27 protein-coding genes are annotated in these 25611 nt (G+C 74.2%); 10 read left to right on the top strand and 17 right to left on the bottom strand.

What is annotated here, in order from left to right:
- Positions 1–97 precede the first annotated feature (97 nt).
- On the bottom strand, positions 98–829 hold the full coding sequence (locus ACZ466_RS31190) for a glycerophosphodiester phosphodiesterase (protein ID WP_378285102.1): 732 nt from the start codon (positions 827–829) through the stop codon (positions 98–100).
- A gap of 69 nt (positions 830–898) precedes the next feature.
- On the opposite strand from ACZ466_RS31190, the gene ACZ466_RS31185 reads away from it, so the two are divergent.
- The gene (locus tag ACZ466_RS31185; RefSeq protein ID WP_378285103.1) at positions 899–1777 is read left to right on the top strand and encodes an alpha/beta fold hydrolase; all 879 of its coding nucleotides are present in this window, start codon (positions 899–901) and stop codon (positions 1775–1777) included.
- Positions 1778–1873: 96 nt separating this feature from the next.
- Positions 1874–2782, top strand: a complete 909-nt coding sequence (locus tag ACZ466_RS31180) for an oxygenase MpaB family protein (RefSeq protein ID WP_378285104.1) — start codon at positions 1874–1876, stop codon at positions 2780–2782.
- Between the two features lie 381 nt (positions 2783–3163).
- Here ACZ466_RS31180 and ACZ466_RS31175 read toward each other — a convergent pair whose 3' ends face one another.
- The 4 genes from ACZ466_RS31175 to ACZ466_RS31160 form a co-directional block, all read right to left on the bottom strand.
- Complete coding sequence (locus ACZ466_RS31175) at positions 3164–4051, bottom strand: RecB family exonuclease (protein WP_378285105.1); 888 nt, start codon at positions 4049–4051, stop codon at positions 3164–3166.
- Positions 4052–4084: 33 nt separating this feature from the next.
- Positions 4085–4795, bottom strand: coding sequence for an MBL fold metallo-hydrolase (locus tag ACZ466_RS31170; RefSeq protein WP_378285106.1), 711 nt, complete (start codon positions 4793–4795; stop codon positions 4085–4087).
- A gap of 98 nt (positions 4796–4893) precedes the next feature.
- Complete coding sequence (locus ACZ466_RS31165) at positions 4894–5745, bottom strand: PHP domain-containing protein (protein WP_378285107.1); 852 nt, start codon at positions 5743–5745, stop codon at positions 4894–4896.
- Between the two features lie 28 nt (positions 5746–5773).
- Entirely contained in the window at positions 5774–6421 is a 648-nt protein-coding gene (locus ACZ466_RS31160) for a DUF6758 family protein (RefSeq protein WP_378285109.1), read from the bottom strand.
- Positions 6422–6529: 108 nt separating this feature from the next.
- On the opposite strand from ACZ466_RS31160, the gene ACZ466_RS31155 reads away from it, so the two are divergent.
- Positions 6530–6919, top strand: a complete 390-nt coding sequence (locus ACZ466_RS31155; RefSeq protein ID WP_378285111.1) for an NUDIX hydrolase — start codon at positions 6530–6532, stop codon at positions 6917–6919.
- Between the two features lie 42 nt (positions 6920–6961).
- On the top strand, positions 6962–7624 hold the full coding sequence (locus tag ACZ466_RS31150; RefSeq protein WP_378285113.1) for a hypothetical protein: 663 nt from the start codon (positions 6962–6964) through the stop codon (positions 7622–7624).
- A gap of 15 nt (positions 7625–7639) precedes the next feature.
- On the opposite strand, the gene ACZ466_RS31145 is transcribed toward ACZ466_RS31150, so the two are convergent.
- On the bottom strand, positions 7640–8698 hold the full coding sequence (locus ACZ466_RS31145) for a CPBP family intramembrane glutamic endopeptidase (RefSeq protein WP_378285116.1): 1059 nt from the start codon (positions 8696–8698) through the stop codon (positions 7640–7642).
- 603 nt (positions 8699–9301) lie between these two features.
- Complete coding sequence (locus ACZ466_RS31140) at positions 9302–10243, bottom strand: HpcH/HpaI aldolase/citrate lyase family protein (protein WP_378285117.1); 942 nt, start codon at positions 10241–10243, stop codon at positions 9302–9304.
- 43 nt (positions 10244–10286) lie between these two features.
- Between ACZ466_RS31140 and ACZ466_RS31135 the strand changes: the two genes are divergently transcribed.
- Positions 10287–10892: a hypothetical protein gene (locus tag ACZ466_RS31135; protein WP_378285118.1), complete on the top strand. Its 606-nt coding sequence runs from the start codon at positions 10287–10289 to the stop codon at positions 10890–10892.
- Between the two features lie 72 nt (positions 10893–10964).
- Here the strand turns inward: ACZ466_RS31135 and ACZ466_RS31130 are convergent, their stop codons facing one another.
- The gene (locus tag ACZ466_RS31130) at positions 10965–11918 is read right to left on the bottom strand and encodes an RNA polymerase sigma-70 factor (protein WP_378285119.1); all 954 of its coding nucleotides are present in this window, start codon (positions 11916–11918) and stop codon (positions 10965–10967) included.
- On the bottom strand, positions 11915–12508 hold the full coding sequence (locus ACZ466_RS31125) for a carboxymuconolactone decarboxylase family protein (RefSeq protein WP_378285120.1): 594 nt from the start codon (positions 12506–12508) through the stop codon (positions 11915–11917). The genes ACZ466_RS31130 and ACZ466_RS31125 overlap by 4 nt, the downstream gene beginning before the upstream one ends.
- Positions 12509–12706: 198 nt before the next feature.
- Here ACZ466_RS31125 and ACZ466_RS31120 point away from each other — a divergent pair, with 198 nt between their 5' ends.
- Both ACZ466_RS31120 and ACZ466_RS31115 read left to right on the top strand, forming a co-directional pair.
- On the top strand, positions 12707–14053 hold the full coding sequence (locus tag ACZ466_RS31120; RefSeq protein ID WP_378285121.1) for a magnesium transporter MgtE N-terminal domain-containing protein: 1347 nt from the start codon (positions 12707–12709) through the stop codon (positions 14051–14053).
- Between the two features lie 71 nt (positions 14054–14124).
- Complete coding sequence (locus ACZ466_RS31115; RefSeq protein ID WP_378285122.1) at positions 14125–14622, top strand: DUF1003 domain-containing protein; 498 nt, start codon at positions 14125–14127, stop codon at positions 14620–14622.
- Here the strand turns inward: ACZ466_RS31115 and ACZ466_RS31110 are convergent.
- Positions 14573–15115, bottom strand: coding sequence for a MarR family winged helix-turn-helix transcriptional regulator (locus tag ACZ466_RS31110; RefSeq protein ID WP_378285123.1), 543 nt, complete (start codon positions 15113–15115; stop codon positions 14573–14575). The genes ACZ466_RS31115 and ACZ466_RS31110 overlap by 50 nt on opposite strands.
- Before the next feature lie 59 nt (positions 15116–15174).
- Here ACZ466_RS31110 and ACZ466_RS31105 point away from each other — a divergent pair, with 59 nt between their 5' ends.
- A complete protein-coding gene (locus ACZ466_RS31105; protein WP_378285124.1) occupies positions 15175–16314 on the top strand; it encodes an Mrp/NBP35 family ATP-binding protein in 1140 nt (379 codons plus the stop codon).
- 237 nt (positions 16315–16551) lie between these two features.
- Here the strand turns inward: ACZ466_RS31105 and ACZ466_RS31100 are convergent, their stop codons facing one another.
- The 5 genes from ACZ466_RS31100 to sigE form a co-directional block, all read right to left on the bottom strand.
- A complete protein-coding gene (locus tag ACZ466_RS31100; protein ID WP_378285125.1) occupies positions 16552–16914 on the bottom strand; it encodes a sec-independent translocase in 363 nt (120 codons plus the stop codon).
- A 139-nt stretch (positions 16915–17053) separates the two neighbouring features.
- Positions 17054–19024 (bottom strand): S1C family serine protease, encoded by a 1971-nt coding sequence (locus tag ACZ466_RS31095; protein WP_378285126.1) that lies wholly within the window; start codon positions 19022–19024, stop codon positions 17054–17056.
- A 221-nt stretch (positions 19025–19245) separates the two neighbouring features.
- Positions 19246–20559 carry a sigma-E factor regulatory protein RseB domain-containing protein gene (locus tag ACZ466_RS31090; RefSeq protein ID WP_378285127.1) on the bottom strand — a complete coding sequence of 438 codons (1314 nt, stop codon included), beginning with the start codon at positions 20557–20559 and terminating at the stop codon, positions 19246–19248.
- Complete coding sequence (locus ACZ466_RS31085) at positions 20556–21254, bottom strand: anti-sigma factor family protein (RefSeq protein WP_378285128.1); 699 nt, start codon at positions 21252–21254, stop codon at positions 20556–20558. Before ACZ466_RS31085 ends, ACZ466_RS31090 begins: the two co-directional genes overlap by 4 nt.
- A 51-nt stretch (positions 21255–21305) precedes the next feature.
- The gene (sigE, locus tag ACZ466_RS31080) at positions 21306–22088 is read right to left on the bottom strand and encodes an RNA polymerase sigma factor SigE (RefSeq protein ID WP_378285129.1); all 783 of its coding nucleotides are present in this window, start codon (positions 22086–22088) and stop codon (positions 21306–21308) included.
- A gap of 254 nt (positions 22089–22342) precedes the next feature.
- On the opposite strand from sigE, the gene ACZ466_RS31075 reads away from it, so the two are divergent.
- Both ACZ466_RS31075 and ACZ466_RS31070 read left to right on the top strand, forming a co-directional pair.
- Positions 22343–22945: an O-methyltransferase gene (locus ACZ466_RS31075; protein ID WP_378285130.1), complete on the top strand. Its 603-nt coding sequence runs from the start codon at positions 22343–22345 to the stop codon at positions 22943–22945.
- A gap of 11 nt (positions 22946–22956) precedes the next feature.
- Positions 22957–23586 (top strand): hypothetical protein, encoded by a 630-nt coding sequence (locus tag ACZ466_RS31070; protein ID WP_378285131.1) that lies wholly within the window; start codon positions 22957–22959, stop codon positions 23584–23586.
- Positions 23587–23641: 55 nt separating this feature from the next.
- On the opposite strand, the gene ACZ466_RS31065 is transcribed toward ACZ466_RS31070, so the two are convergent.
- Positions 23642–25117, bottom strand: coding sequence for a leucyl aminopeptidase (locus ACZ466_RS31065; protein ID WP_378285132.1), 1476 nt, complete (start codon positions 25115–25117; stop codon positions 23642–23644).
- A 176-nt stretch (positions 25118–25293) separates the two neighbouring features.
- A complete protein-coding gene (locus ACZ466_RS31060) occupies positions 25294–25461 on the bottom strand; it encodes a DUF3117 domain-containing protein (RefSeq protein ID WP_378285133.1) in 168 nt (55 codons plus the stop codon).
- Positions 25462–25611: the final 150 nt, after the last annotated feature.

Below are 25611 nucleotides of genomic sequence, written 5' to 3'. Positions count from 1 at the left end.
CGTGATCTCGCAGTGTCCCGCCCGAGACGGCGGGCGACCCGGAGGGCGCGGCCACGGTCGCGCCCCTTCGGCGGCGCTCTCGCTCAGCGCGGCGGGCTCAGCGCCGCCGGTGGTCGCGCAGCCGCACCGCGGCCCCCGGATGGTCGGTGATCAGCACGGCGACCCGCGGATCGTCCAGGAAGCGGCGCATCAGCGGCACCGCGTTGACCGTCCAGATCATGGCGGGGAACCCGGCCCGCGCGCACTGGCGCAGCACGCCGGCCCGCGCCAGCCGATGGTTGAGCGCCACCATGTCCGCCCCGCACTCGCGGATCGCGCGCAGCGGGACGAAGTCGCGCACCGCGCCGCGCTCCCACAGCCCGCGCCCCACCGACAGCGCCGCGGTCACCCCGGGGAAGTCCCGTTTGATCAGCGCGATCGACCCGGCCTCGCGGGTGGTCACCACGAACCCGTCCTCGCCGAACGCCTCCCGCGCCAGCTCCACGGCCTCGTGCTCGCAGCCCCGCTCCTTGAGGTCCAGATGGCCGCGCGCCCGGCCCCCGATGATCTCCAGCGCCTCCGTCACCCGCGGCACCGGATCGGGCGCCAGCTCGCGTACCCGCGCGTAGGAGCAGCGGTTCAGCGGCACACCCGCGGCGGTACGATCGTGATGGACGACCAGGACTCCGTCGGCGGTACGCCGGACATCGATCTCCACGTACTCGGCACCGGACGCCACCGCGTCCCGCAGCCCGGCGAGGCCCGCCTCGTCCCGGCGGTGCGCGGAGATCGCCGCCGCGGCGCCCGGCAGCGGCGGCACGCCGTCGTCCCGTGCAGCGCCCTGATCCACGGCCTGGACGCTACCACCGAAGCGCCTTGACCGGTGTCGTCCCGTCGAGATTGAGTATGGTGGCCACCTGTGAGTACGCCCCGGTTCCTGACCTTGCCCCCCGGCGTTCGCCGGACGTCGGTCGAGACCTCCCGCGGTGCGTTCGCCGTGCTGGAGGCCCTCCCCGGATCGGGTGTGCCCGAACGCCGTCCGGCCCTGCTGGTGCCCGGTTACACCGGCAGCAAGGAGGACTTCCTGGCGGTGCTCCAGACGCTCGCCCGCGCCGGGCGCCGGGTCGTGGCCGTCGACATGCGCGGCCAGTACCAGACCCCGGGGCCCGACGACCCGTCCGCCTACACCCGGGCCGCGCTCGGCGACGACATCGCCGCCCTGGCCGCGGCCCTGGGGCCCGACCCGGTTCACCTGGTGGGGCACTCCTTCGGCGGCCTGGTCACCCGGGAGGCGCTGCTGTCGGGGAACCTCCGGCCCGCCTCGTACACGATCATGAGCTCCGGCCCGGCCGGGCTGACCGGGCCGGTGGCCGCCAGGGCGACGGCGCTGCGGGACGCGATCCCGCAGCTGGGCCTGGGGCAGATCTGGACGCTCAGCCTGGAGCCGGACGCCCGCAGGCGCGGCCTCCCGCAGGAGATCGTCGACTTCCTCCAGGCCCGCACCATGGGCAACTCCGAGACCGCCCTGGTGGCGATGGCGCACGAGCTGCTGGGCTGCCCCGACCAGGTCGACGAGTTGGCCAAGCTGACCGAGGACACCGGGCTGCGCACCCTGGTGCTGTACGGCGAGGACGACGACGCCTGGGACCCGCGCGAGCAGGCGTCCATGGCCGAGCGGCTCGACGCGTCCAGGGTGGTCATCCCCGGCGCCGCGCACTCCCCGGCCGTCGAGGCGCCCGAGACGACCGCCCACGCCCTCACCGACTTCTGGAACCACTGCGAACGCTGCACCCGCTGACCTGCGCCGACGCGCCTGTCACGGGGGCCGGTGATGCGGGCGCGCCCGTGTAATGACACACTTACTGAAGTTTGTCTCACGATGCGAGGTGCGTGCATGCCGGCGACCGTCCAGCCCCCGGAAAGCGTCACCTGGCGCGTCCACATCGACCGGTCCATGTGGGTGGGCGGGGTGCGCGGCCTCATGCTGCAGGCCCTCCACCCCGTCGCCATGTGGGGCGTCTGGCAGAACTCCAACTTCCAGGAGGACCCCTTCGGACGGCTCCAGAGGACGTCCGACTTCGTCGGAATCGGAACCTTCGGCAGCCCCGAGGAGGCGGAGACCGCGGCCAGACGCGTCCGCGACATCCACCGCAGCCTGCGGATCCACAACCACGACACCGGCAGGAAGGAACGCCTCGACCAGCCCGAACTCCTGCTCTGGGTGCACTGCGCCGAGGTCTACTCCTACCTCCAGGTCGCCCGCCGCGCCGGACTCCTCCTGACCGACGCCATGGCGGACCGCTACCTGGACGAGCAGCGGCGCAGCGCCACCCTCGTCGGCCTGCACGCCGAGGACGTCCCCGGCAGCGTCGCCGAGATGGAGGCCTACTTCGCCGAGATGCGGCCCCGGCTCCGCGTCACCGAGGAGGCCGCCGCCACCGTCCGGTTCCTGATGTGGCCCACCATGCCGGACAACCTCAAGTACCTGGCCCCCGGCAAACCCGGCTGGTTCCCCTTCGGCGCCCTGTGCTACTACACGCTCCCGGACTGGGCCCGCCAGATGTACGGAGCCCTGCCCGAAGTCCCCCGGCCCGCCGTCACCACCGCCTTGCGGTCGTTCCGGATGGCGATGAACTCCGTACCGGAACGTATGCACGACTACGCCTTCGCCAAGCCCACCCGCGACATGCTGGACCGGGCCCGCCACCGCCTGGCCGCCGAAGGCTACGACCTGAGCCACGGCCTCTACGGCCTCAAGAGCCCCCGCCGCTGGAAAGAGCGCGAAGCGCTCGTATCCGCCTGACAGAGACGGTAGTAACACTCTGAGGGTGGCGACCCCTCCGACTCCCCGGCAAAAAGCCGGACTGACCCTCCGACGCCTGACCACCGAAAACCAAGAGGGCCGTGCGGCACGGAACCGCGCGGCCTCTTCCCCTTTCGGACGAGCTCAGCCCGTCGACTCAGCCCCGAACGGTCGCTCAAGCGCTGCGATCGCGTGCGAAGCCAGGTTCGAGCGAAGCGAGAACCTGATCGCGAAGCGAGCCGTCAAGGCGAGTTCGGAGCGATGCAGCGATCGCCGCGTTCGCGACAAGCGACGAGCCGCCAGGCGAGGAGCGCAGCTCGCGAACGCAATAAACACAGCGACGAGCCGCCAGGCGAGGAGCGCAGCTCGTGCATGCAAAAACTAAACAGCGGCCCAGGGGTCTTTGCGGGGGGCGGCCTCCAGGCCCTCGGGGCAGTGCCTCGCGAAGTCGCAGTAGGAGCACAGGCCGCCGGGGCGGGGCGGGAAGGCCTCGTCGTACGGGGTGTGGTCGACCGCGGCGCCCTCGCCGGGACGGGGGCGCGGCACCGCAGGCGGGCGCAGCCGTTCGCGGTACGCGGCGTCGGCCTCCGCCGCCTCCGCCGCGATCTGCTCCGCGCGCCGCAGATGCCGTTGCAGCGACTCGTCGGTGTGCTCCCAGACCGCGACCTCGCCGCTGGGCAGGTGGTGCAGCTCCACCCGCCGGCAGGGGCGGCGCAGCACGCGGGCGGCGGCCAGCGCGTACAGCGCCAGTTGCAGGGAGCCGCGGGCGTCGTCGGAGGTCAGGACGTGCCGTCCGGTCTTGTAGTCGACCACGACCAGTTCTTCGCCGCGCGCGTCGAGGCGGTCGATGCGTCCCGACACCGCGATCCGGTCGGTGCGGGTCGCGACCGTGCGCTCCACGCCCAGGGGCTCGTCGGCGGGATCGAGGCGCGCGACGTACCGCTCGACCATCTCGCGGGCCCGGCCGCGCCACTCGGCGGACTGGGCGTCGTCGCGGAAGCCGTCGGTGAGCCAGCCGCGGGCCAGCAGCGACCCGGCGGCCTCGACGGTGCGCTCGGGCTCGGGGAGCCGCCACCAGGCGGCCAGGGCGTTGTGCACGCTGGAGCCCACGCTGTTGTGCGCCCAGGGCGGTCCCTTGGGCGGCGAAGGCCGGTCCAGGTAGGTCATCCGGTACCGGCGCGGGCAGTCGAGCCAGTTGTTCAGCCGTGACGGCGTGCACGTGTAGAGCCGCTGCGGCATACCTTCGAGGCCGAGTTGCTCGGCGACCATGAGAGGAACCGTCCGTCGGAGGCGGGGAGCGGGTCAGTCCTTGTCGCCCTCGCGGGCGAGCTCGCCCCAGCTCTCCCAGCGGGCGTCCTCGTCGCCGACCGTGGTCTCCTCGCCCTGGCCCGGCAGCACCCGCAGGTCCTTGGGCAGCGGCGTCAGCAGCGCCCCGATCGAGTTGAGCTGCTTGCGCAGGTCCTCGAACTGGCCGCCGATGGAGCCGGGCCGGTTGCGGTGCAGGGTGTCGCCGGAGAACAGCACGCCGAGCTGCTCGCTGATCACGCAGACCGCGCCGGGGGTGTGCCCGGGGGTCTGCACGATCTCCAGCTGGGCGTCGGCGATCTCGAACACGCCGCCGTCCTCCAGCCAGATGTCGGGCTCCACCGAGCGCAGCGCCTTGGCGTCGTCCTCGTCCTCCTCCTCTTTGGCGAGGCGGCCGAAGTAGTCGCGCCACAGCAGCCGGTCGGCGCGGTGCAGGGCGATCGGCGCCCAGTTCTCCTCGTCGTCCTCGCCGGCGGCGGCGACCTCCAGCACCACGCCGAGGCGGTGCTCGTTGCCGTCGGTCAGGATGACGGCCATGACCTCCCGGTCGCCGACCTCCTTGAGGATGGCGTCGGCGTCGTAGGCCGGGTCGATCACGATGACCTCGTCGTCGTCGCCGACCAGGTAGGTGTTGTTCTCGACGTCGTACTCGGTGTCGTCCAGGGTGATCGTCCCCGACGTCACCACCTGTTCGATGCGCGCGTCCACGCCCGCACCCTATCGCGCGCCGTCCACCGGATGGGGACGCCGGAGATCGTCCGGGCGCGCCTTGCGGCAGGACGATCTCCGGCGGGTCCGGCGTGGGCTCAGGTGCTCGTGAGTGGTCGTATGGTGCCGGAGGTCGAGGTGAGGAGGGCCTCGTAGGCGGGGACGGCGGTGGTCTCGCGGCCGAGGCGGTCGTCGGGGAGTTCGCCGTGGTAGTCGCTGGAGCCCGTGCCGAACAGCCCCAGCCCGGCGGCCAGGTCGCGCAGCCGGGCCCTGTCCTCGGGCGCGTGGTCGGGGTGGTCGACCTCGATCCCCGCCAGCCCGGCCGCCGCCAGCTCCTCGATCGCCTCGTCGCCCAGGGTGTAGGCGCTCCGCCCCGGCCGCGGGTGGGCCAGCACGCAGGCGCCGCCCGCCTCCCGGACCAGCCGGACGGCGCGGGCCGGGTCCAGCGGGTACGGGCCGACGTGTGCCCTGCCGCCATCGGCGATCCAGTCGCCGGTGAACGCCTCGTCGAGGGACGCCACCACCCCGGCCTCCACCATCGCGCGGGCGACGTGGGGCCGTCCCACGGATTCGCCGCCGGCCAGCTCGCGCACCCGGTCCCAGGAGACGTCCGCGCCCAGGGCGCGCAGCCGGTCGACCATGTTCCGGGCCCGGTCCACCCGGTGCGCGCGGATGGCGGTCAGCTCGGCGGCCAGGGCGGGGGCGGACGGGTCGAAGAGGTAGCCGAGCAGGTGCAGGCTGCGGCCCTCGTACCGGCAGGACAGCTCGATGCCCGGAACCAGCGTCAGCCCCTCCGGGAGGGCCCGCGCGGCGTCGTCCCAGCCCGAGACGGTGTCGTGGTCGGTCAGCGCCAGCACGTCCAGCCCGGCCTCCCGCGCACGGCGTACGACCTCGGCGGGCGGCCGGATCCCGTCGGAGGCGTCGCTGTGGCTGTGCAGATCGATGCGCATGCCCCGTATCTACCAGGAAGCGGTGACGTCAGCTCTCCAGGCGGGGGCTGAACGCCCCGTACGGAAGGTCGACCTCCATGCCGGGCTCGCGGAGGTCGATCAGGTGGGGCCGTTCCAGCATCAGGACGCCGGCGTCCGCGGGCCACAGCACCACCCACAGCCATTCGCCCATGGCCTCGCCCACGTACACGGCCCGGTCGGGCTTGGACGGCACCGCCCACATCGGGACCGAGTGCCCGCAGGTCGCCGTGGGCCCCTGGACGTCGATCTTGACGTCCGCCGGGCTGCCCTCGAAGACGTTGCCGGGATCGGGCGCGTCCAGGCCCGCGTAGAAGGCCCCCAGGCCCGTCCCCGGCTGCTCGGCGATGAGGAGCATGTCGGCGGGGCCGCGGAGCAGGCCCGGCCCGGACAGGGCGACCGTGCAGGCGCGGGCCCCGGTACGGTCGTCGCCGACCGTGCAGAAGCCCGTGACAAGCCATCCCAGGGGCAGCGGCCACGGCACCCACACCGGCACCCGGGCCTCGCGGAGGACGGCGGCGAGCCCTTCGGCGCTGGGGCTTCGGGGCGGCTGCCTCGGCAGCACCACGCCGTGAGCGTCGCAGCTCCAGTCGCTCGACCAGAGGCTGGGCGCGTGCAGCGGCCCGCCGCAGCGCGGGCACGTGGGCTCCGCCCTCATGGCTACCAACAGTGCGGTGTAAGGAGTCTTCACGTCAAGTTGTCCCAGCTCAACCCGGCGGAAAAGGGGCACAAAATGCCCGGGCGCGGGGGCACGGAGAATGGGCACGTGAACGTGCGCTGCGTAGGGGGAATCGTCCGGGACGGCTCGGGCCGGCTGCTGATGGTCAAGCGCGGCCGCGCGCCCGCCGCCGGGACGTGGTCGGTGCCCGGCGGCCGGGTCGAGCCGGGCGAGAGCGACGAGGCCGCCGTCGTCCGGGAGATGCGCGAGGAGACCGGCCTGGAGGTGGCCGTGGGCCGCCTGGTGGGCACGGTGGAGCGGCCGGGCCCGGACGGCGTCACCTACGAGATCCACGACTACGAGGTCACCGTGCGGGGCGGCGCCCTGCGCGCCGGGGACGACGCGGCGGAGGCCCGCTGGCTCACGCCCGCCGAGCTCCGCGCCCTCCCGGCCGCCCCCGGCCTCCTGGACGCACTGGGCGGGTGGGGCCTGCTGTGAGATGGTGGGCCGGACGAAGGCATCACCGCGGTCGGGGGAGCCATGCGCCGGACGGGGTCGCCGCCGGCACTGCTCGCCGGCCTGCTGGCCCTCATCGTCATCGGCACCGTCGTGCTCGTGCGGACCGTCTCCTCCGATCCGGACGAGACCGGCCGCCCCGCCGGAGCCCCGCCGCCCACGGCGCCGGCGCGGACCGTCCTGCCGTCGCCGTCCGGCGGCCTGCCGAGTTTGGGCCCCGCGACCACCTACGCCGCCCGGGTCAAAGACTCCCGCGCGGTGGTGGCCCTCACCGTCCAGAACGGCGCCGCGATCGCCTACGTCTGCGACGGCGAGCGGCTGGAGGCCTGGCTGCGCGGCCGGATCCACCCCGAGGGCCTGATCCGGCTGCAGGGACCCGAGGGCCTGGTCACCGGGTCGGTGCAGGGCGACAGCGTGGTCGGGGCGGCCAGCCTGGACGAGGACGGCCTGTTCGCCTTCCGCGCCGGGGCCGTGAAGGCGCCCGCGGGCCTGTACCGCGCGACCTCGACGGTTCGGGGGTCCCGGCTCGCCGGCGGTTGGATCGTGCTACCCGGCGGTGACCAGGTCGGCGTCGTCACGCTAGGGCGGGCGACGCGTCCCGCGCCCGCGCTGAAGCCCGCCGCCGGGGCCGTCACGGTCGACGGCGTCCGGGTCCCGGTCGCGCCCGCCGACCCCGCCAAGCCCTGACCCCGGGGCGGACGGTCAGCGCCAGCCGGTTCCGGGGCTGATCTGGGCGTCGGGCACGTCGTCCACCGGATCCCCGGGAGCGGTCGCGCCCGCGTGCTCCGCCTCCGGCCCGGCCGGAGGGGCCGGAGCCTCGGGCGAGGCGAGCGCGGCGGCGTCGGGATCGGGCACCACGGTCTGGATCCTCAGCCGCTTCACCAGCCACGTCACGGCGACCGCGTACAGCACCATCGGGATCACGTCGGCCACCACGTACTGCCACGGCACCGCGCCCTGCACGATGTCGAGCTGCCCCACCGCGGCCGGGATCAGGAACGCCATCAGGTTGTTGAACACGTGCAGCGCGATGGCCGCCTCCAGGCCGCCGCTGCGCACCGTCATCCAGCCCGCGATCGCGCCGAAGACGAAGACGTCCAGCATCCCCCAGCCGGTGTAGCCGTGCCCTGACGTGAACAGCGCCGACCCGATCACGATGCCCGGCCAGGGCGTGCGGAACACCACGCTGAGGGCCCGCCCGACCCGTCCCCGCCGGGTCTCCAGCGTGCACGCCCCGACGGCCTGCAGCAGCCAGCCGCGGAAGACGTACTCCTCGGCGGACGCCTGGAACGGCACCAGCGCCACGATCAACGCGGCGGCGACCAGGAAGCGCTCCCACCCGACCCACTGCTCGGCGGCCGGTGCGGGGTCGTCCACGGCCAGGCCCGCCACCCAGGACGTGCCGAGCGAGACCGCGCAGAACGCCAGCGCCAGCCCGGCGCAGACCAGCAGCCAGCGCCAGCGCAGCCGCCCGACCACCGAGGACACCGTCCCGGGGCGGCGCCGCTGCACCCACCAGGGCACCAGCATCGCGAACGGCAGGAAGACCGCCAGCGCGGCCAGGTTGAAGCCCAGATCGGCGATCTCGTTGCCGAGGATGGTGGTGCCGGAGCCGGTCCCGTCGGGCACCTCGCCGGTGACCACGGCCGCGATGACCATCGCGCCGATGCCCAGCACCATCACCGAGGAGAAGCCGCCGAACAGGATCGCGAGCGTCCCCACCCAGGGCCGCCACCAGCGGTGCACCGCCGTGCGGGCCATGCGGTGGTACGGCGATCCGGGCGGAGTCGGCACGTCCCACGGGCGCTTGACCGGAACCCCATAGCCCGCGTAGGGCATCCCCTGCGGGCCGTAGGGCTGGGGATATCCGCTCTGAGGCGCGTACGGGTGAGGGTAGGGCTGGTGCTGAGCCTGCGGGTGCCACTGGTATTGCTGCGGGTGCGGGTACGGCTGTTGTTGCGGATGCGGTTGGGTGCCGGGCGGAGCCCCGTAGAGGTGCGGGTAGGGCGGCGGGTATTCACCCGGACCAGGCCCCTGACCAGGGCTCATGCCAGGGCGGGTGTCGGGAGCCATCTCAGGCCAGCCCTGAGGGCCCTCCTGCGGCCCCTGTCCCGGCCAGGCCGGTGCCGGGGACGGCGGGGACGGGTTCGCGGGAGGCAGAGGCGCTGCGGGCCCCTGAGAGCCGTTCTCACCCGGCAGCCCGGGATCGGGCGGAGCCCAGCCGTTGTCCGCCGGATCCGACACGCGCGACCTCCCTGTTGGGTCAGCGGCCCGAAGGCCCTTCCGCTGTAACAGAGCGTACGTGCCGGAAGGCGACGCTTGTGCCGATAGTGATCCCGCGGGCCGGGGCCCTCAAGGCACCGGTCAGGCCTCGGGCGGCTCGAACGCCGAGGTGCGGACCAGCCCGGCGGCCCGGCCCTTGGCCGCGATCACCAGCGCCATCTTGCGGGACGCCTCGTCGATCATCTCGTCGCCCAGCATCGCGGCGCCGCGCCCCTCCACCCGCGTGCTGTGGTCGTAGGCGTCCAGGATCAGTTCCGCGTGGTCGTAGTCCTCCTGCGCGGGCGAGAACACCCGGTTCCCGGCGTCGACCTGCGACGGGTGCAGCACCCACTTGCCGTCGAAGCCGAGCGCCGCCGACCGCTGGGCCACGCGCGTGAAGGCGTCCACGTCCCGGACGTTGAAGTACGGCCCGTCGATGGCCTGCAGGTCGTTCGCGCGGGCGGCCATGAGGATGCGCATCAGGATGTAGTGGTAGGCGTCGCCCTCGGTGTAGCCGGGCGGCTGCTCCCCCACCACCAGGGTCTTCATGTTGATCGAGGCCATGAAGTCGCCCGGCCCGAAGACCAGGGTCTCCAGCCGCGGCGAGGACGCGGCGATCGCGTCGATGGCGACCATGCCCCGGGCGTCCTCGATCTGGGCCTCGATCCCGATCCGGCCCGGCTCGTACCCCATCGCCTTCTCGATCTGGGTGAGCAGCCGGTCCAGCCACTGCACGTGGGACGGGTCCTGCACCTTGGGCAGCATCACGCAGTCCAGGGCCGCGCCGGCGCCCTCCACGACCTCGATCACGTCGCGGTACGCCCAGTGCGTCTCCAGGTCGTTGATCCGCACCACGCGGACCTTCCCGGTCCAGTCACCCTCGTTGAGCGCGGCGACCACGTTCTTGCGGGCCTCCTCCTTGGCGCTGGGCGCGACCGCGTCCTCGAGGTCCAGGAAGATCTCGTCGGCCGGGAGGCCCTGGGCCTTCTGGATAAAACGGGGGTTGCTGCCGGGGACCGCAAGGGTGGTACGTCGCGAGCGCATGGCCCGGATGCTATCCACCGCCGTTTTGTGGCACGCTGCCGGTATGCCTGCCGGTACGAGCGACGCCGCCGCCGACCCCGCCGACCAGCGGGCCGGGGAGCCGTCCGGGGAGTCCACGGAGTCCAAGGAGTCCGCCGGGCGGAGCTGGACGGCGCTGGTGGAGGAGGCGGCCAAGAAGTCGGGGCTGCTGTGGCTCGACCTGCCCGGTCTCCCCCAGCCCCGCGCCGCCTGGCACCTGTGGCACGACGGCTCGGCCTACGTGCTCACCGGCGGCGAGGGCGAGCAGCCGCTGCCGGGCCTGCCGGAGGCGGAGCGGGTGCCGGTGACGCTGCGCAGCAAGGACAAGGGCGGGCGGCTGATCTCGTTCGTCGCCGCCTGCGAGCGGGTCGAGCCGGGCACCGGGCTGTGGGACGAGGTCGCCCCGCTGCTCATGAAGGACCGCCTCAACGCCCAGACCCACGAGGGGCAGCTGGTGCGCTGGGCGGAGGAGTCGTACATCGTCCGGCTCACCCCGACCGGCGAGGTGATCGAGGGGCCGCACGACCGGCCGGAGGGGTACGCCGTGGTGCGGCCGGTGCCGAGCCCGGCGACCACCGCCGGTCCCCCGCCGCGGCTGCTGGGCGGGAAGAAGCGCCGCGTCGACCGCTGACCCGCCCGCGCCGCTTCGCCCCCGCTTCCCCGCCCCCACTTCCCCGCTTCCCGTTTCCCCGCCGTCCCCGGTTCACATCGGGAGCTCGCTGTTCGCGCTGATGGCGCGGAGCTTGTCGGGGTTGGCGACCATGTGGATCTCGGCGATCCGGCCCTCGCCGTCGACCTCCAGGGTGATCGTGGCGATGGGGCCGTCCGGTCCGTCGAGCACCAGGCCGGGCAGGCCGTTCAGCTCGGCCCACCGCAGCCGCATGTCCTCCGGCCGGACCCCCGCGTAGGGCAGGCCCGTCACGGCGACCACCCAGCGCGCCACCTTCGCCGCGCCGTGGATCGTCCGCCGCGCGGCCCTGACCTTCCCGCCGCCGTCGGTCCACAGCACCACGTCGGGCGCCAGCGCCTCCATGAGCTTGTTGAGGTCCCCGCCGAGGGAGGCCTCCAGGAACAGCTCGGTGGCCTCCCGCCGCGCCCGCCGGTCGGTCTCGAACCGGGGACGGCGCGCCTCCACGTGCTTGCGGGCCCGGGTCCCCAGCTGCCGCACGGCCGTCTCGGAACGGTCGAGCGCCTGCGCGATCTCCCCGTACGGGAACCCGAACACCTCCTTCAGCAGGAAGACGGCGCGCTCCAGCGGGCTGAGCGTCTCCAGCACCACCAGCATCGCCATCGACACCGACTCCGACAGCTCGGCGTCCTCGGCGACGTCCGGCGCGGTCAGCATCGGCTCGGGCAGCCAGGGGCCCACGTACGACTCGCGCTGCGCCTGCGCCGACCGGAGCCGGTCCAGCGCCAGGTTGGTGGTGATCCGCACCAGGTAGGCGCGGGGATCGGCGACCCCCGACCGGTCCGCCGCCGACCAGCGGAGCCAGGCGTCCTGGACGGCGTCCTCGGCGTCGGCCGCGATGCCGAGCATCCGGTACGCGACCGCGAACAGCAGGTTGCGATGCTCCTGGAACACCGCGTCCGGTCCCCCGCCGGGCTCCTCGCCCATGACCGCACCGCCTTCCTGGCCCCCGCCGGGCTTCTCGTTCACGACCGCGCCGCCTCCCTGCCGCGTCCTCCGTCCCGCCCGGGGCCGGACGGGATCTCGCAGCGGTCCTTGAAGCCCTGGCCGGTCAGCCCGGCCGCCGCGTTGAACCGCGAGCGCAGGTTCTCCAGCGCCACCATCATCGTCAACTCCACCAGCTGCCGCTCGTCCAGGTACCGGCGGAGGGCGGCGGTCAGCTCGTCGGTCACCTCGGGCGGGTCGGCGCTCATCGCCTCCGCGTACTCCATCACCAGGCGCTCGTCCTCGTCGAACAGGTCGCTGTCGCGCCAGTGCGGGACGGCCTCCAGCTTCTCCAGCGGGACGCCGTGGGTGGTGGACTCCCAGGTGCCGAAGTCCACGCACCACGAGCAGCCGATCCTGACCGCGGCCGCCATCACCGCCAGATCCTTGAGCCGGTGCGGCACCGCCTTCCAGCGCAGCGCCTGCATCTCCATCGTCGCGTACCCGGTGGAGACGCCCATGTGGTGCCCCATCGCGCGGCCCGGGTCCAGGTCGGTGCCGAACTTGCGGCGGAAGAACCAGGAGCCGACGCGGTAGCGCAGCGTCCGTGGCGGATCGAGGGAGATGCGGGCCATGACGTCCTCCGTTTCGCAGTCCCCGCGTCCTTCGCGGGACGTCACCAGCAAGGACGCGGCCGGGCCCGAGGATGTGACACGCGTCCGCGAAGCCGCACGCGCGCCGTCCCCCCGCCATGTACCCGTTCCCCGCCCGACCCCCGCCCGTCCCCCGGCGGGGATCGGATGACCTCGGTGATCGTGGGTAACCTCCGTCCCATGACCGGAGTTCCGGCGCGGGTGTTCATCGCGCGGCTCGCCGGGATCGCCGTGTTCGACCCGGCCGGCGACCAGGTGGGCCGGGTCCGCGATGTCGTGGTGGCGCTGCGCCTGGGCTCCCGGCCGCCGCGGGTCCTCGGGCTGGTGGTGGAGGTCTCGCCGCGCCGGCCGGTGTTCCTGCCGATCACCCGGGTCACCGTGATCGAGGCGGACGCGATCGTGTTCGACGGCCGCCTCAACGTGCGGCGCTTCGAGAAGCGCGAGTCCGAGACACTGGTGATCGCCGAGATGCTGGACCGCACCGTCCGGCTGGTGGAGGGCGACGACCCGGTCGCGGTCGTGGACGTGGCGATGGAGCCCACCCGCACCCGGGACTGGCTGGTCAGCAAGGTCGCGGTGCGCCGCATCAAGGGCGGGCGCAACGGCCGCCCCGGGCGCGGCCGCACCCCGCTGCGCCGCCCCGGCGGCGAGACGATGGTCATCGACTGGGACGCGGTGCACGGCTTCTCCGCCGTCGAGCACGGCCAGGGCGCCGCCGGGCTGATCGCCGCGTTCGAGCGGATGAAGCCCGCCGACCTGGCCGGGATCGTGCACGAGCTGACCGCCAAGCGGCGCAGCGAGGTCGCGGCCGCGCTGGACGACGAGCGGCTGGCCGACGTCCTGGAGGAGCTGCCGCAGGACGACCAGATCGAGATCCTGGGCCGGCTGGAGGTGGACCGGGCCGCCGACGTGCTGGAGGCCATGGACCCCGACGACGCCGCCGACCTGCTCGGCGAGCTGCCCACCGAGCAGCGCGAGCGGCTGCTCACCCTGATGGAGCCGCAGGAGGCGGCCCCGGTGCGGCGGCTGCTGACCTACCCCGACGACAGCGCCGGCGGGCTGATGACCACCGAGCCGGTGGTGGTGCCGCCGGACGCGACCGTGGCCGAGGCGCTGGCCCGGATCCGCAACCCCGACCTCAACCCCGCGCTGGCCGCCCAGGTGTACGTGTGCCGCCCGCCCACCGCCACGCCCACCGGCCGCTACCTGGGCACCGTGCACTTCCAGCGGCTGCTGCGCGAGCCCCCGCCGACCCTGGTCAGCGGGATCGTGGACAGCGAGCTGGACCCGCTGCGGCCCGCCGTCTCACTGCAGGCCGTGGCGATGTACCTGGCCGCCTACAACCTGGCCGCGGGCGCCGTCGTCGACGAGAACGGGCACCTGCTCGGGTCGATCACCATCGACGACGTCCTCGACCACCTGCTGCCCGCGGACTGGCGGGAGAACGTGATGGACGCCACCGCCGAGGCCGTCGCCGACCCCGAGGAGGAGGCGCTGCGCGGCGGCCGCTCCGGCCTGACCACCTGATCACTCGATCAGCTGATCACTCGATCGGCCGATCGACCGACCACCGGCACGACGACTCGGGGAACGCACTGATGACGACGCCACGCCTGGACCAGCCGCGCGAACTGCGCCGCACCCTGCTGCCGCGGCCGCACTACGACCCGGAGTCCTTCGGACGGCTCGCCGAGGTCTTCGCCCGGTTCCTGGGCACCGCCCGGTTCCTGGTCTACATGACCGCGTTCGTGGCGGTGTGGATCGGCTGGAACATCCTGGCGCCGTCGTGGCTGCGCTGGGACCCCTACCCGTTCATATTCCTGACGCTGATGCTGTCGCTGCAGGCGTCGTACGCGGCGCCGCTGATCCTGCTGGCGCAGAACCGGCAGGGCGACCGCGACCGGGTGCAGTACGAGCAGGACCGCTCCCAGAACGAGCGCAGCATCGCCGACACCGAGTACCTCACCCGGGAGATCGCCGGGCTGCGGCTGGCGATCAGCGAGGTGGCGACCCGCGACTTCCTGCGCTCGGAGCTGCAGCAGATGCTCAAGGAGCTGGACGGGGAGCGCAAGGAGTCCCATCCCACGCTGTCGTGACCGCCCTGCCGCCCGCCGCGGAAGGATCGCCGCCCGGCGGGGGCTGGTCGTCGGCGAGCTTGCCCATGACGTGGGCGAGCGTCCGCAGGTCGTCCTCGTCGAGGCGGCTCAGCACGGAGTCCTGGACGCCGCGCCGGTAGGTGGGCCCCGCCTCGTCCAGCTTCGCCCTGCCCCGCGGTGTCAGGACGGCGTACAGGCCCCGCGCGTCGCTGGCGCAGGACTCCCGCTCCACCAGGCCCTCCCGCTGCATCCGGTCGACCAGGCGGGTCAGGCCGCTGCGCGACAGCAGCACCCGGTCGGCCAGGTCGTTCATCCGCAGCCGCCCGCCCGCCGATTCCCCCAGCCGGGTGAGCACGTCGTAGGAGGCGAGCGCGAGGTCGTGCTCGGCCAGCAGATCGGCCTGGAGCCGCCGGGAGATCCGCGCCTGGGCGCGCAACATCGCACGCCAGACGGCGAGTTCCTCGGCGGAAAGGGAACCGCCAGGGATGGTCACGACACGATCGTAGCGGGCCGGGTTCGCGACCACGGCCGGTCAGTTCATACCATGGGGGCATGGCCTCCCAGTTGACGACGGAGCAGGTGACCGAGGCGCTCGCCACGGTGAACGATCCCGAGATCCGCAAGCCCATCACCGAGCTCGACATGGTCAAGGGTGTCGACATCGCGCCAGGCGGCGCGGTACGCGTCGGCATCTACCTGACCGTGGCCGGCTGCCCGATGAAGGACACGCTGACCCGCGACGTCACCCAGGCCGTCTCCCGGCTGGAAGGTGTGACGTCGGTCGCGGTCGACCTGGACGTGATGAGCGAGGAGCAGCGCAAGGCGCTGCAGACCAAGCTGCGCGGCGGTGAACCGGCCAAGGAGATCCCGTTCGCCAAGCCCGGCTCGCTGACCAAGGTGTACGCCGTGGCCAGCGGCAAGGGCGGGGTCGGGAAGTCCTCGATCACCGTCAACCTGGCCGCCGCGCTGGCCGCGCAGGGCCGCCGGGTGGGCGTGGTCGACGCCGACATCTACGGCCACTCGGTGCCGCGGATGCTGGGCGTGGACGCCCCGCCCACCAAGGTCCAGGACATGATCATGCCGCCGTCCGCGCACGGCGTGAAGGTGATCTCGGTGGGCATGTTCACCGCCGGGAACCAGCCGGTGGTGTGGCGCGGCCCCATGCTGCACCGCGCGCTGCAGCAGTTCCTCGCCGACGTCTACTGGGGCGACCTCGACATCCTCCTGATGGACCTGCCGCCCGGCACCGGCGACATCGCGATCTCGGTGGCTCAGCTGCTGCCCTCGGCGGAGATCCTGGTGGTCACCACCCCGCAGCAGGCGGCGGCCGAGGTGGCCGAGCGGGCCGGGGCGATCGCGGCGCAGACCCACCAGCAGGTGGTCGGCGTGATCGAGAACATGTCGTACCTGACCTGCGCGCACTGCGGCGAGCGGCAGGAGCTCTTCGGCTCCGGCGGCGGGCAGACGGTGGCCGACGCGCTGACGAAGACGCTCGGCACCCGGGTCCCGCTGCTGGGGCAGGTGCCGATCGACGCCCGGCTGCGCGAGGGCGGCGACAACGGCACCCCGCTGGTGCTGTCCGACCCCGACGCCGAGGCGGCCAAGGAGCTGCGCACGATGGCCGACACGCTGGGCGGACGCTCCCGCGGCCTGGCGGGCATGTCGCTGGGCCTCAGTCCCAAGCGCCGCTGACCCGTCCCGAACACCAACGACGCCCGTGGCCGGAGCCCCCGAAAAGGGGCTCCGGCCACGGGCGTTCCAGGGCTCTGAGACAGCCCCGCGTTCCAGGCTTCGCGTTCCAGGGGCCCACGTTCAGGGCCCCACGTCAGGGCCTCGCGTTCCAAGGCCTCGCGTTCCAGGAGCCCTCACGTTCCAGGGCCTCCAGGGGCGTCCTCGGGTGTCAGGGGCCTTCGGGGGCGGCCTCGGGCGTCAGGTCGCCTCGTTGTCGAACGGCGGGCGCTCGCCGTACTCCAGGCCTCCCGGCACACCCGCGTACTCGGGCTCGTCGTCGAAGATTCCGTCGCGCTTCACGTTGGAGCGCACGTCATCGTCGGGATGGTCCTCGAGGAGGTGCTTGCGGACGAAGGTCTTGGGATTGAGGTCGGCGACGTCGAAGTCCTTGAACTCCGGCCCCAGCCCCTCCTGCAGATCGGCCTTGGCACTGTTGGCCATCTGGCGCAGCTGCCGCAGCGCACGGCCCGCCTGACCGGCGGCCTGGGGAAGCTTGTCCCCGAAGATGACCAGGGCGAGCACGACGAGCACCAGCATCTCGCCCAGTCCGACGTCGAACAACTCGACCTCCACGAACACCAAGGGGGGCCGGCCCTGAACGGCCCGGTCCCCCCAGCGTATCCGGCTCCGGCGATCACGCCGCCGGTCGCTCCGCCCGATCGCGCCGGACCGACCGATCGGGCCGGTCCGGCGGGATCGCTCAGCCGGCGGTCAGCGTCACGTCCACGGTGCTCTCCTGGCCGCCGCGCTGGTAGGTCACCTTGAGGCGGTCCCCGGGAGCCTTGCTGCGGATCAGCGCGATCAGGTCGGTGGCGTCCTCGATCGGACGGCCGTCCACCTTGGTGATCACGTCGCCGGGCTTCAGGCCCGCCCGGTCGGCCGGGCCGTTCTTGGTGACCGGCTCCTGCCCGCCGGTCGCCTGGTCGATGATCCGCGCGCCGCCCTGCTGGTAGCGCGGGTCGGGGACGACGCCCATCATGGCCGTCTTGACGCTGCCCGTGTTGATGATCGACTCGGCGACCCGCTTGCCCTGGTTGATCGGGATGGCGAAGCCCAGCCCGATGTTGCCGGCCTGGCCGCCCTGGCCGGGCAGCCCGCCCCCGCCGCCGCCCAGGCTGACGATCGCGGTGTTGATCCCGATCACCCGGCCCTTGGCGTCGACCAGCGGACCGCCGGAGTTGCCGGGGTTGATGGCCGCGTCGGTCTGGATGGCGTTGAGGAAGGTGGTCTCGCCGCCGCCCTCGCCGCCGGTGGGCACGGCCCGGTTCAGCGAGCTGACGATGCCGGTGGTCACCGAGCCCTGCAGGCCCAGCGGGGACCCGATCGCGATCACCGGGTCGCCGACCGCCAGCTGGTCGGAGTTGCCGGGCGTCAGCGGCGGCAGCGAGTGCTGGCCCTCCGGCTTGAGCACGGCGATGTCCGAGCGGGGGTCGCGGCCCTTGACCGTGGCGCGCAGCGTCTTCTTGTCGTTGAACACGACCTGGATGTCGCCGCCCTGCGCCACCACGTGGTTGTTGGTGATGATGTAGCCGCCGTTGACGATGAAGCCGGTACCGCCGGTACCGCCCTCGCCGCCCGCCGACACCCTGATCATCACGACGCTGGGCAGGACCTTCTGGGCCACGCCGGCGACCGAGTCCGGCGGCCGGTTGACCTGGCCGGAGCCGTCGCCGCCGCCGAGGCTGACCGAGCCCGGGGCCTCGCCGTCGGCCGCCATCACCCCGATGCCGGCGCCCAGGCCCCCGGCCACCAGCGCCACGATCAGCACGACCACGGCGAGGACGCCGAGGCCGGGACCGCCGCGCGAGGCCGACGGCAGCGCGGGCACCGGGGCCCAGTTGGGCGAGCCGGGAGGCGCCCCGGGCGGGCCGCCGGGGACGCCCATCGGCCGGGGACCGCCGGGCGGCGGGCCCATCGGCCCGGCACCCGGGGGCGGCCCGCCCGGGGGACGCCCGGCGAGCGGCGGAGGCTGCTGGTGGGACTGCTGCGGCGGCCACCCGTAGGGCGTGCCCTGGCCTCCCCCGCGGGGGTCGCCGGGCTGCTGGTGGGCCGCGGCCATCCGCGGGTCCTGCTGTTCGTAGCCGTGCGGTACGAAACCGGGCCGGGGCCTCCCCTGCTCAAGGCCGGGTCCGGCGCCGGGGCCGGGCGCGGGCGGCACGGGGCCGTCGGGCACCGGGCCGTCCGGGACGATCCCGTCGGGCACCATCTCGTGCCCGACCGGCTCCCCCGCTCCGGGACCGCCCGGCGCTCCGGGACCGCCGGGACCGCCAGGGCCTCCAGGACCGCCCGGGCCCCCGGAGGCGCCGGGGAGCGGCTGGTCGAAGGCGGTGGCGGGCGGCGGGCCCGGGATGTCGGTGTCACGGGTGAAGGAGTCCGGCGGGGCGAAGCCCGCGACCAGCTGGTCGGCCACGCCGGGACCGCCCTGCCCGGGCGGGTCGTCCTCGGGCCTCCGGTCCTTGCCGAGGTTCAGACCGGCCCCCGCCCCGGAGGCCGGGGGGTCGTCCACCGGCGTGTCGTCGAGGCCACCGGCCTGCTGGGGACCGTCCACGACCTCCTGGGCACCGGCCGTGGACCCCGCACCCGGGGCGTCCTGGCGGCCGTGCCCGCGACCGGGGGCGAGGTCGTCATCGTCCGACGTCCCCCTGACCGGCTCGCGGCTCTCTTCCGTCATCCCCATCTCTCCTACCGAGCATGGTCCTCGTCATCGCGCTCATCCTGCCCAGCGGGGCGTGTGATGAGCATAAAAGGCCCGAGTCCCCGTTTCCTGCGGACCTGTCCTACTGCGCGTTCCCACTGGCTGTGACGCGCGCGCCCCGCGATGGGCTCCATGACATCATTCCCCGCACGGCGCCTCAATTCGCACAATTCCACCAGAAGGACATCTCGGCCCTTTCAGCCGACCGGGTTGATCCAGGACACCAACCTGCGGAAACCGCGTCCCAGCCGGGCCCGGAAGGCGTCCTCGCCATGCGGGAGGGCGGCGACCACGGAGTCGGCCGTGTCCTCCGGGGCGTCGGTCAAGACCGTGAAAACATAGCCGTCCCGTTCCCAGACCGCCCAGCGCTGGAGGGAATCGCGCCGGAACACCGTGCGCCCGCGGGAGGCGGTGCGCCGCCATCCCGAGAACGCGGTCTCGTCGAGGGTGCCGCGCTGGACGAACACCGACACCGCGGCCACGCCGTCGGAATAGCTGAGGTGGACGACACCGCCCCCGGCGCGGTCGCGGCCCCCGGCGCCCGAGGCCGATCGCCCCGGGCGCTTCTCTTTGGACGCGGGGCGGCGCGCGTCGTACAGGGTGAGCCGCCCGGGCAGGGCGCCCGGAACCGGCCAGCCCTGGTCGCGCAGGACGGCCAGCTCCTCGTCCTCCAGCCGGTCGGCCCAGGGAAGGGCGGCGGGGACCGACGCGGACGGCCGTGCCGACGGCACCGGCGTCTTCGTGCCGGCCATCGCGAGCGGCTCGTTCCCGCCCCCGCCGGCCGGCGACACGCGCAGCTCGCTGAAGCCCGTCGCGGCGACCGCGCGGCCCCGGCCGTCGATCATCTCGCGGTGCAGCATCAGCCCGGTCGCGGCGTCGATCCAGAAGCGCCCGGCGGCCGTGCCGTCGGCGCGGCGGGCCTCCACGACCCGGGCGCGGCGTCCGCAGACGACGGCCTCGGGCCCGCGGACGACCGCGTAGTTGCGGATCAGCAGCCCGAGGATCTCGGCGGTGAAGCCCACCGAACCGCCCCACACGGGCAGCGTGTCGGGCTGGTACGCCCGCCCGGCCTCCGGTCGCGCACCGGCCGCGGACGGCGCCTCCGCGCCGGGCGCGGCCGAGGCGCCGACGCGCCTCGGGGCCTGCGACTGCGGGGCCGCCGGCTGCCCGGACCCGGGCAGGTCCTGCGGGCCGGCGGGGGTGGACGAACCGGAGGCGGGATCGGGGGTGAAATACGTCCCGTCGCCGGGCGTGTGCTCGACCTTGACCCGGTGGGTGGCGGGCCCTGAGGCGTTCCAGGTGGTGAGGAACTGGGTGCCCTCGTAGTGCACGCGCAGCGCCGCGTCCGCGGCCGCCCTCAAGAGGCGGACCGCGTCGGGATCGTTGCGGACGCGCCGTTCGCGGGTGTCGCCGGCCAGCGCGGCGGCCAGCGTCACCGCCCCGGCGAGCCCGCACACCAGCGCGACCCGCATCCGCCGCCCTGGCCACCCGGCCGGGGTCCGCCCGATCACGGCTCCGGAACGGACGGCACCGGGGTGGCGCCGTCGACCGGATCCGTCATCGGCACATCACCCGAGGTCAGCGCGTGCTCCACGGCGAACCGGTCGAAGGCGGGGCTGACGGTGGGCACCTCGGCCTGCCCGCCCGCGGCGTAGGAGGCGGCGCCGAGCCCGATCACCAGGGTGGCGGCGCCGACGGCCAGGTAGCGGCGCGAGGAGCCCCGGCGGACCGCCACGGCGCCCGCTCCGCGCCCGCCGCCGGGCGCGAGGGCGACCCGTCCCGCGGGGCGGTTGTCACGGGGGCGCGCCGATGTCGACGAGGCTCCCAGGCCCCGCTGCGGGCGCGTGCGCGGCGCCGGCGAGGGCGCGTCGTCGGGGCCGCGCCGCCCCGGAAAGTCGTCGTGATCGCGGCGCCGGTCACCCGGGGAGCCCTCGCCCGGGAGGCCGCGTTCGCCCGGGAGGCCGCCGCCCTCGGGCTGCGCCAGGCCGCGCAGCCGGGCCATGAAGTCACCGGAGGGGAGGTCGTCGGCGCCGTCGCTCGGCGGGAGGCCGCCGAGACCGCGCAGCCGGCCCTTCAGCTTGCGCAGCGAGTCGGCCTCCGACCGGCAGCGCTCGCAGACCGCGAGATGGGCGTGCGCACGATCACGCTCCTCGTGCCCCAGCTCACCGTCGACCAGAGCGGTCAGACGCTCCCCCAGACAACTCACGCGGCTCCTTATTGATCCGATCCAGTCTCGCGCAGTCTCTCGACCCGGCCGTCACGCGCCTTCCGGCGCCCCCGTGAACGCGGCCGCGGCGGTGGCCCCGGCGATCTCCCCCGGCACGCCGGTCGCGGCCGTCGCCCCGGTCGCGGCCGTCGCGATCGCGGCGGTGGCCCCGGCGACCTCGGCGGCGGCCGTACGGCGGCGCGGCGCGCGGTGCTCCAGCGCGGCCCGCAGCTGCGCCCGCCCCCGGTGGATGCGGCTGCGCACGGTGCCGAGCTTGACGCCCAGCGTCGCGGAGATCTCCTCGTACGACAGGCCCTCGATGTCGCACAGCACCACGGCCGCGCGGTACTCGGGGGCGAGCGCGTCCAGCGCCGCCTGCACGTCGGCGTCGAAGTTGCGGTCGTCGAACGCCTGCGCCGGCGTGGGCTCGCGGCCCTGCAGCCGCTCGGCGGCGTCGTCGCCCAGCCCCTCGAACCGGATGCGCTGGCGGCGCCGCGCCATGTCGAGGAACAGGTTGGTGGTGATCCGGTGCAGCCAGCCCTCGAACGTGCCCGGGGTGTAGTTCGACAGTGAACGGAACACCCGGACGAAGACCTCCTGGGTGAGGTCCTCGGCGTCGTGCTGGTTGCCGGTCAGCCGGTACGCCAGCCGGTACACGCGGCCGGAGTGCTCGCGGACCACCTCGTCCCAGGAGGGCGGCGCCCACTCGGCGTCGGGGGCGTTCTCCCGCGCCGCCGCGGCCGCCCGGCCACGTCCGGTCGCGGCGGAAAGCCCACCGCCCTGCCGGGGACCGACCCCCACCGCGCCCTTAAATGTCAGTGCTGCGACTCCCATGGTGCCGGGCTGTTCCTCTCTGATGGCCAATGCTGTCGCTTGGGAACGACACGGTCGCGCCTGGGCTGGGGCGGTCCTGTACCGAGTTCGACTATCAAGTTCTCGTCCCCCCTGACGGGTGGACGCGGTCATTGGCTACAACGCGCTGAACGGCCGGGTGGTTCCCGACCAGCGATATGGTCTTTCCAGCATGAGCCAGGCGGGGGTCCCGCGAGGAGGCAGCCATCGACGCCATTCAGGCCACCCTGGCCTACGTGGAGGAATTCGTTCCCGAGGACGAGCCGCTCCTGAACGCACGGCGGCGCGGCGAGGAGGTCGGTGCCGCGCCGATCGGCCCGGGCGGCGGGGCGGCGCTGCGTTTCCTGGCGTCCCTGATCGGCGCGCGCACGGTCGTGGAGGTCGGGTCCGGCTGCGGGGTCTCGGGCATCTGGCTGATGCGCGGGATGGCCAGGGACGCGGTGCTCACGAGCGTGGACGTGGAGCCCGAGCACCAGCGGCTGGCCAAGCACGCCTACGCCGAGGCCGGGCTGGGCGCCTCCCGCACCCGGATGATCACCGGGCGGGCCCTGGAGGTGCTGCCGCGGCTCACCGACGGCGCCTACGACATGGTCTTCTGCGACGCGCTCAAGAGCGAGTACCCGGAGTACCTGACCGCGGCGCTGCGGCTGCTGCGCCCGGGCGGGGTGGTGGCCTTCGACAACGCGCTGTGGCACCACCGGGTGGCCGACCCGTCCCAGCGCGACCCGGACACGCGGGCGATCCGCGAGGTCAACACCATGATCCGCGAGGACGAGCGGCTGGTGCCGCTGCTCCTGCCGGTCGGCGACGGGCTGCTCTGCGCGGTCAAACGCGACTAGAGTCCCCGGCCATGAGCGAACCGGCCGAGAACGACACGGCGACGCCGCCCCCCGAGACGACGTTCCAGGTCCGGATCAAGGCGACCTGGCGCGACTCGGGGCAGCTGATCGCGATGCTGGTCCTGGTCGTGGCCTCGGCCGGGTTCGTCGGGAGCGGGCTGATCCGCGGCGCCGGCACGGGCAGCGCGGTGTTCGTCGTGCTGGGCGCGCTGGGGCTGGTGGTGTTCGGGGCGGGCCTGCTGGGCGCGTTCGGGAAGCTGCTCGGCCGGCGGCCCCTGCTGGAGCTGACCGACGAGGGGGTGCGGCGCCCCGCCCGCTGGCCGATGCCGCGCAGCGGCGACCGGCTGCTTCCCTGGTCGCGGGTCACGGCGATGGCGGCGGTGCGCCGCGGCATGGCCGGGACCCGCCGGGGCGAGCAGGACTTCCTGGTGTTCCTGCCGTCCGGCGAGCTGCTGGAGATGGCCCGGACGGCGGAACGGCCCCAGCTGATCGCGCTCACTCTCCCCGACGTCCCGGCGACCGCGGAGGCCGCGGCCTGGTGCTTCGAGGTGGAGCGGGGCTGGGACGTCCCGTTGAAGGAGGTCGTGGTGCAGGCCCGCCGCCGCCACGAGATCCCGGTGGTCGACCGCCGGAAGAAGTGACCGGCGGCCGGACGCCCCGGACCGCCCGGGAACGCCCGATACCGCCCCAGGCCGTTCAGGACGCGGCGGCGCCGGTGAGCCAGGCCAGCAGCAGGCGGGCGCCGTAGCCGGTGGCGCCCTTGGTCAGCTCGCCGTCGTCGGACGTCGACCGTCCCGGGCCCGCGATGTCCAGGTGCGCCCACGGGCGGCCGCCGGTGAACTCGCGCAGGAAGAGGGCGGCCATGATCGACCCGCCGCCGAAGCCGCGGCGCTCGATGTTGGCCACGTCCGCGACGTCGGACTCGATGGCCTTCCGGTAGTCCTCGACCAGCGGCAGCCGCCAGACCGGCTCGCCCGCCGCGGCGCCCGCCTCGGCCAGCGCCCCGGCGAGGTCGTCGTCGCGGGCGAACAGCGCGCCGTGCCGCAGGCCCAGCGCGACCTTGGCGGCGCCGGTCAGGGTGGCCACGTCGACCACGACGTCGGGGTCGAGCTCGGCGTCGGCGTAGGCGAGCGCGTCGGCCAGCACCAGCCGGCCCTCGGCGTCGGTGTTGAGGACCTCGGAGGTGGTGCCGCCGTAGTGGGTGATCACGTCGCCGGGCCGCATCGCGGAGCCGGAGGGCATGTTCTCCGCGGCGGCCACGAGCCCGGTGACGCGGTCGCGCACGCCGAGGTCGCGCAGCGCGCTCATGACCGCCATGACCACGCCGCCGCCGGCCATGTCGGTCTTCATGGTCTTCATGCCCTCGTTGGGCTTGAGCGACAGGCCGCCGGTGTCGAAGGTGATGCCCTTGCCGACCAGGACCACGTGCCGCCCGCCGCCGGCGCCCGGGTAGGACATCTCGATCAGGCGGGGCGGGCGGGCGGATCCCGAGCCCACCGCCAGCAGGCCGCCGAAGCCGCCCTCGGCCAGCTCCTTCTCGCCGCGGACCCGTACCGTCAGGCCGGCCTCCGCGCCGATCTCCTCGGCGCGCCCGGCCAGCCAGGACGGGTCCTTCTCCCCCGAGGGGGTGTTGGCCAGGTCGCGGGCCAGCGCGGCGGCCCCCGCGATCCGGGTGCCGCGCTCGGCGGCGTCCCGGAGGGCGCCGGGGTCGTCGCCGGTCAGCGCCAGGGTCGCCAGGGCGGCGCGGCCGGGAGCGGTGCCGATCTTGAACGTGTAGGCGCCCAGCAGGGCGCCCTCGGCGAACGCGGCCAGACCGGCCGGCGCGGCGTCCGGGGCCTGCGCGACCAGGGCGGTGCGGCCCCGGCCGCGCCGGGCCAGCGCCGCGCCCGCCCGGCGCAGCTCGGCCGGGCTCCCCTCGCCGACGCCGTACAGCAGCAGCTCGCGCGGCTTGTCGCCGATCCGTGCCGAGGTGGAGACGATCTCCCCCGCCTCGCCCTTGGCACGGTGCAGGGCGAGCAGCTCGTCCAGCGTGCAGGGAAGCGCGTCCGCGACCGCGGTCGGGGGCGCCGCCGGGCCGGGCCGTACGGGGACCGCCAGCACCTCGGCGCCCAGCCGGCCGGCCGCCTCCAGGAGGTCGGTCCCGGCTTCCCGGACGCGGGTCTCGATGGGCATGGCAGTGGTCCCCCCTGATCTGGTTCGACGACGGTCAACGGCGCCCGGGCCCGCGTACGCGGGCTCGCGGGCTCGAGTCACGGGCGCGGGTTCGCACGGGTGCCGGCCCGGCGGCGGGCGGGGGCCGGCGGTCCGAGCGTTCGGGCGCCGCCTGGCGCCGGGCCCCGCCGCCGGGGTCAGCCCACGACTGCCTTGAGCGCCTCGCCGAGCTCCTTGGCCTCGTCGGCGGACAGCTCGACCACTAGGCGACCACCACCTTCGAGCGGGACACGCATGACGATTCCGCGCCCCTCCTTGGTCACTTCGAGCGGACCGTCTCCCGTCCGCGGCTTCATCGCCGCCATGCGTGCATCCCCTTCCTGCCTAGGGCCGCGTGGGGCCTCCGGGCACCGTTGGCCGCGTGGCCGCCTGTCGCATCCGCGTCATCAGTAGTGGTTCATTATCCCGTGTCCAGGGCGCGAAGTGGTAACGATCAGCCACTGGGGGCCGGGAGA

This window comes from Actinomadura rugatobispora (genome assembly GCF_055379765.1).
Note: the sequence above shows the minus strand (reverse complement) of the source record. Positions and strands in the feature narration are given on the sequence as shown.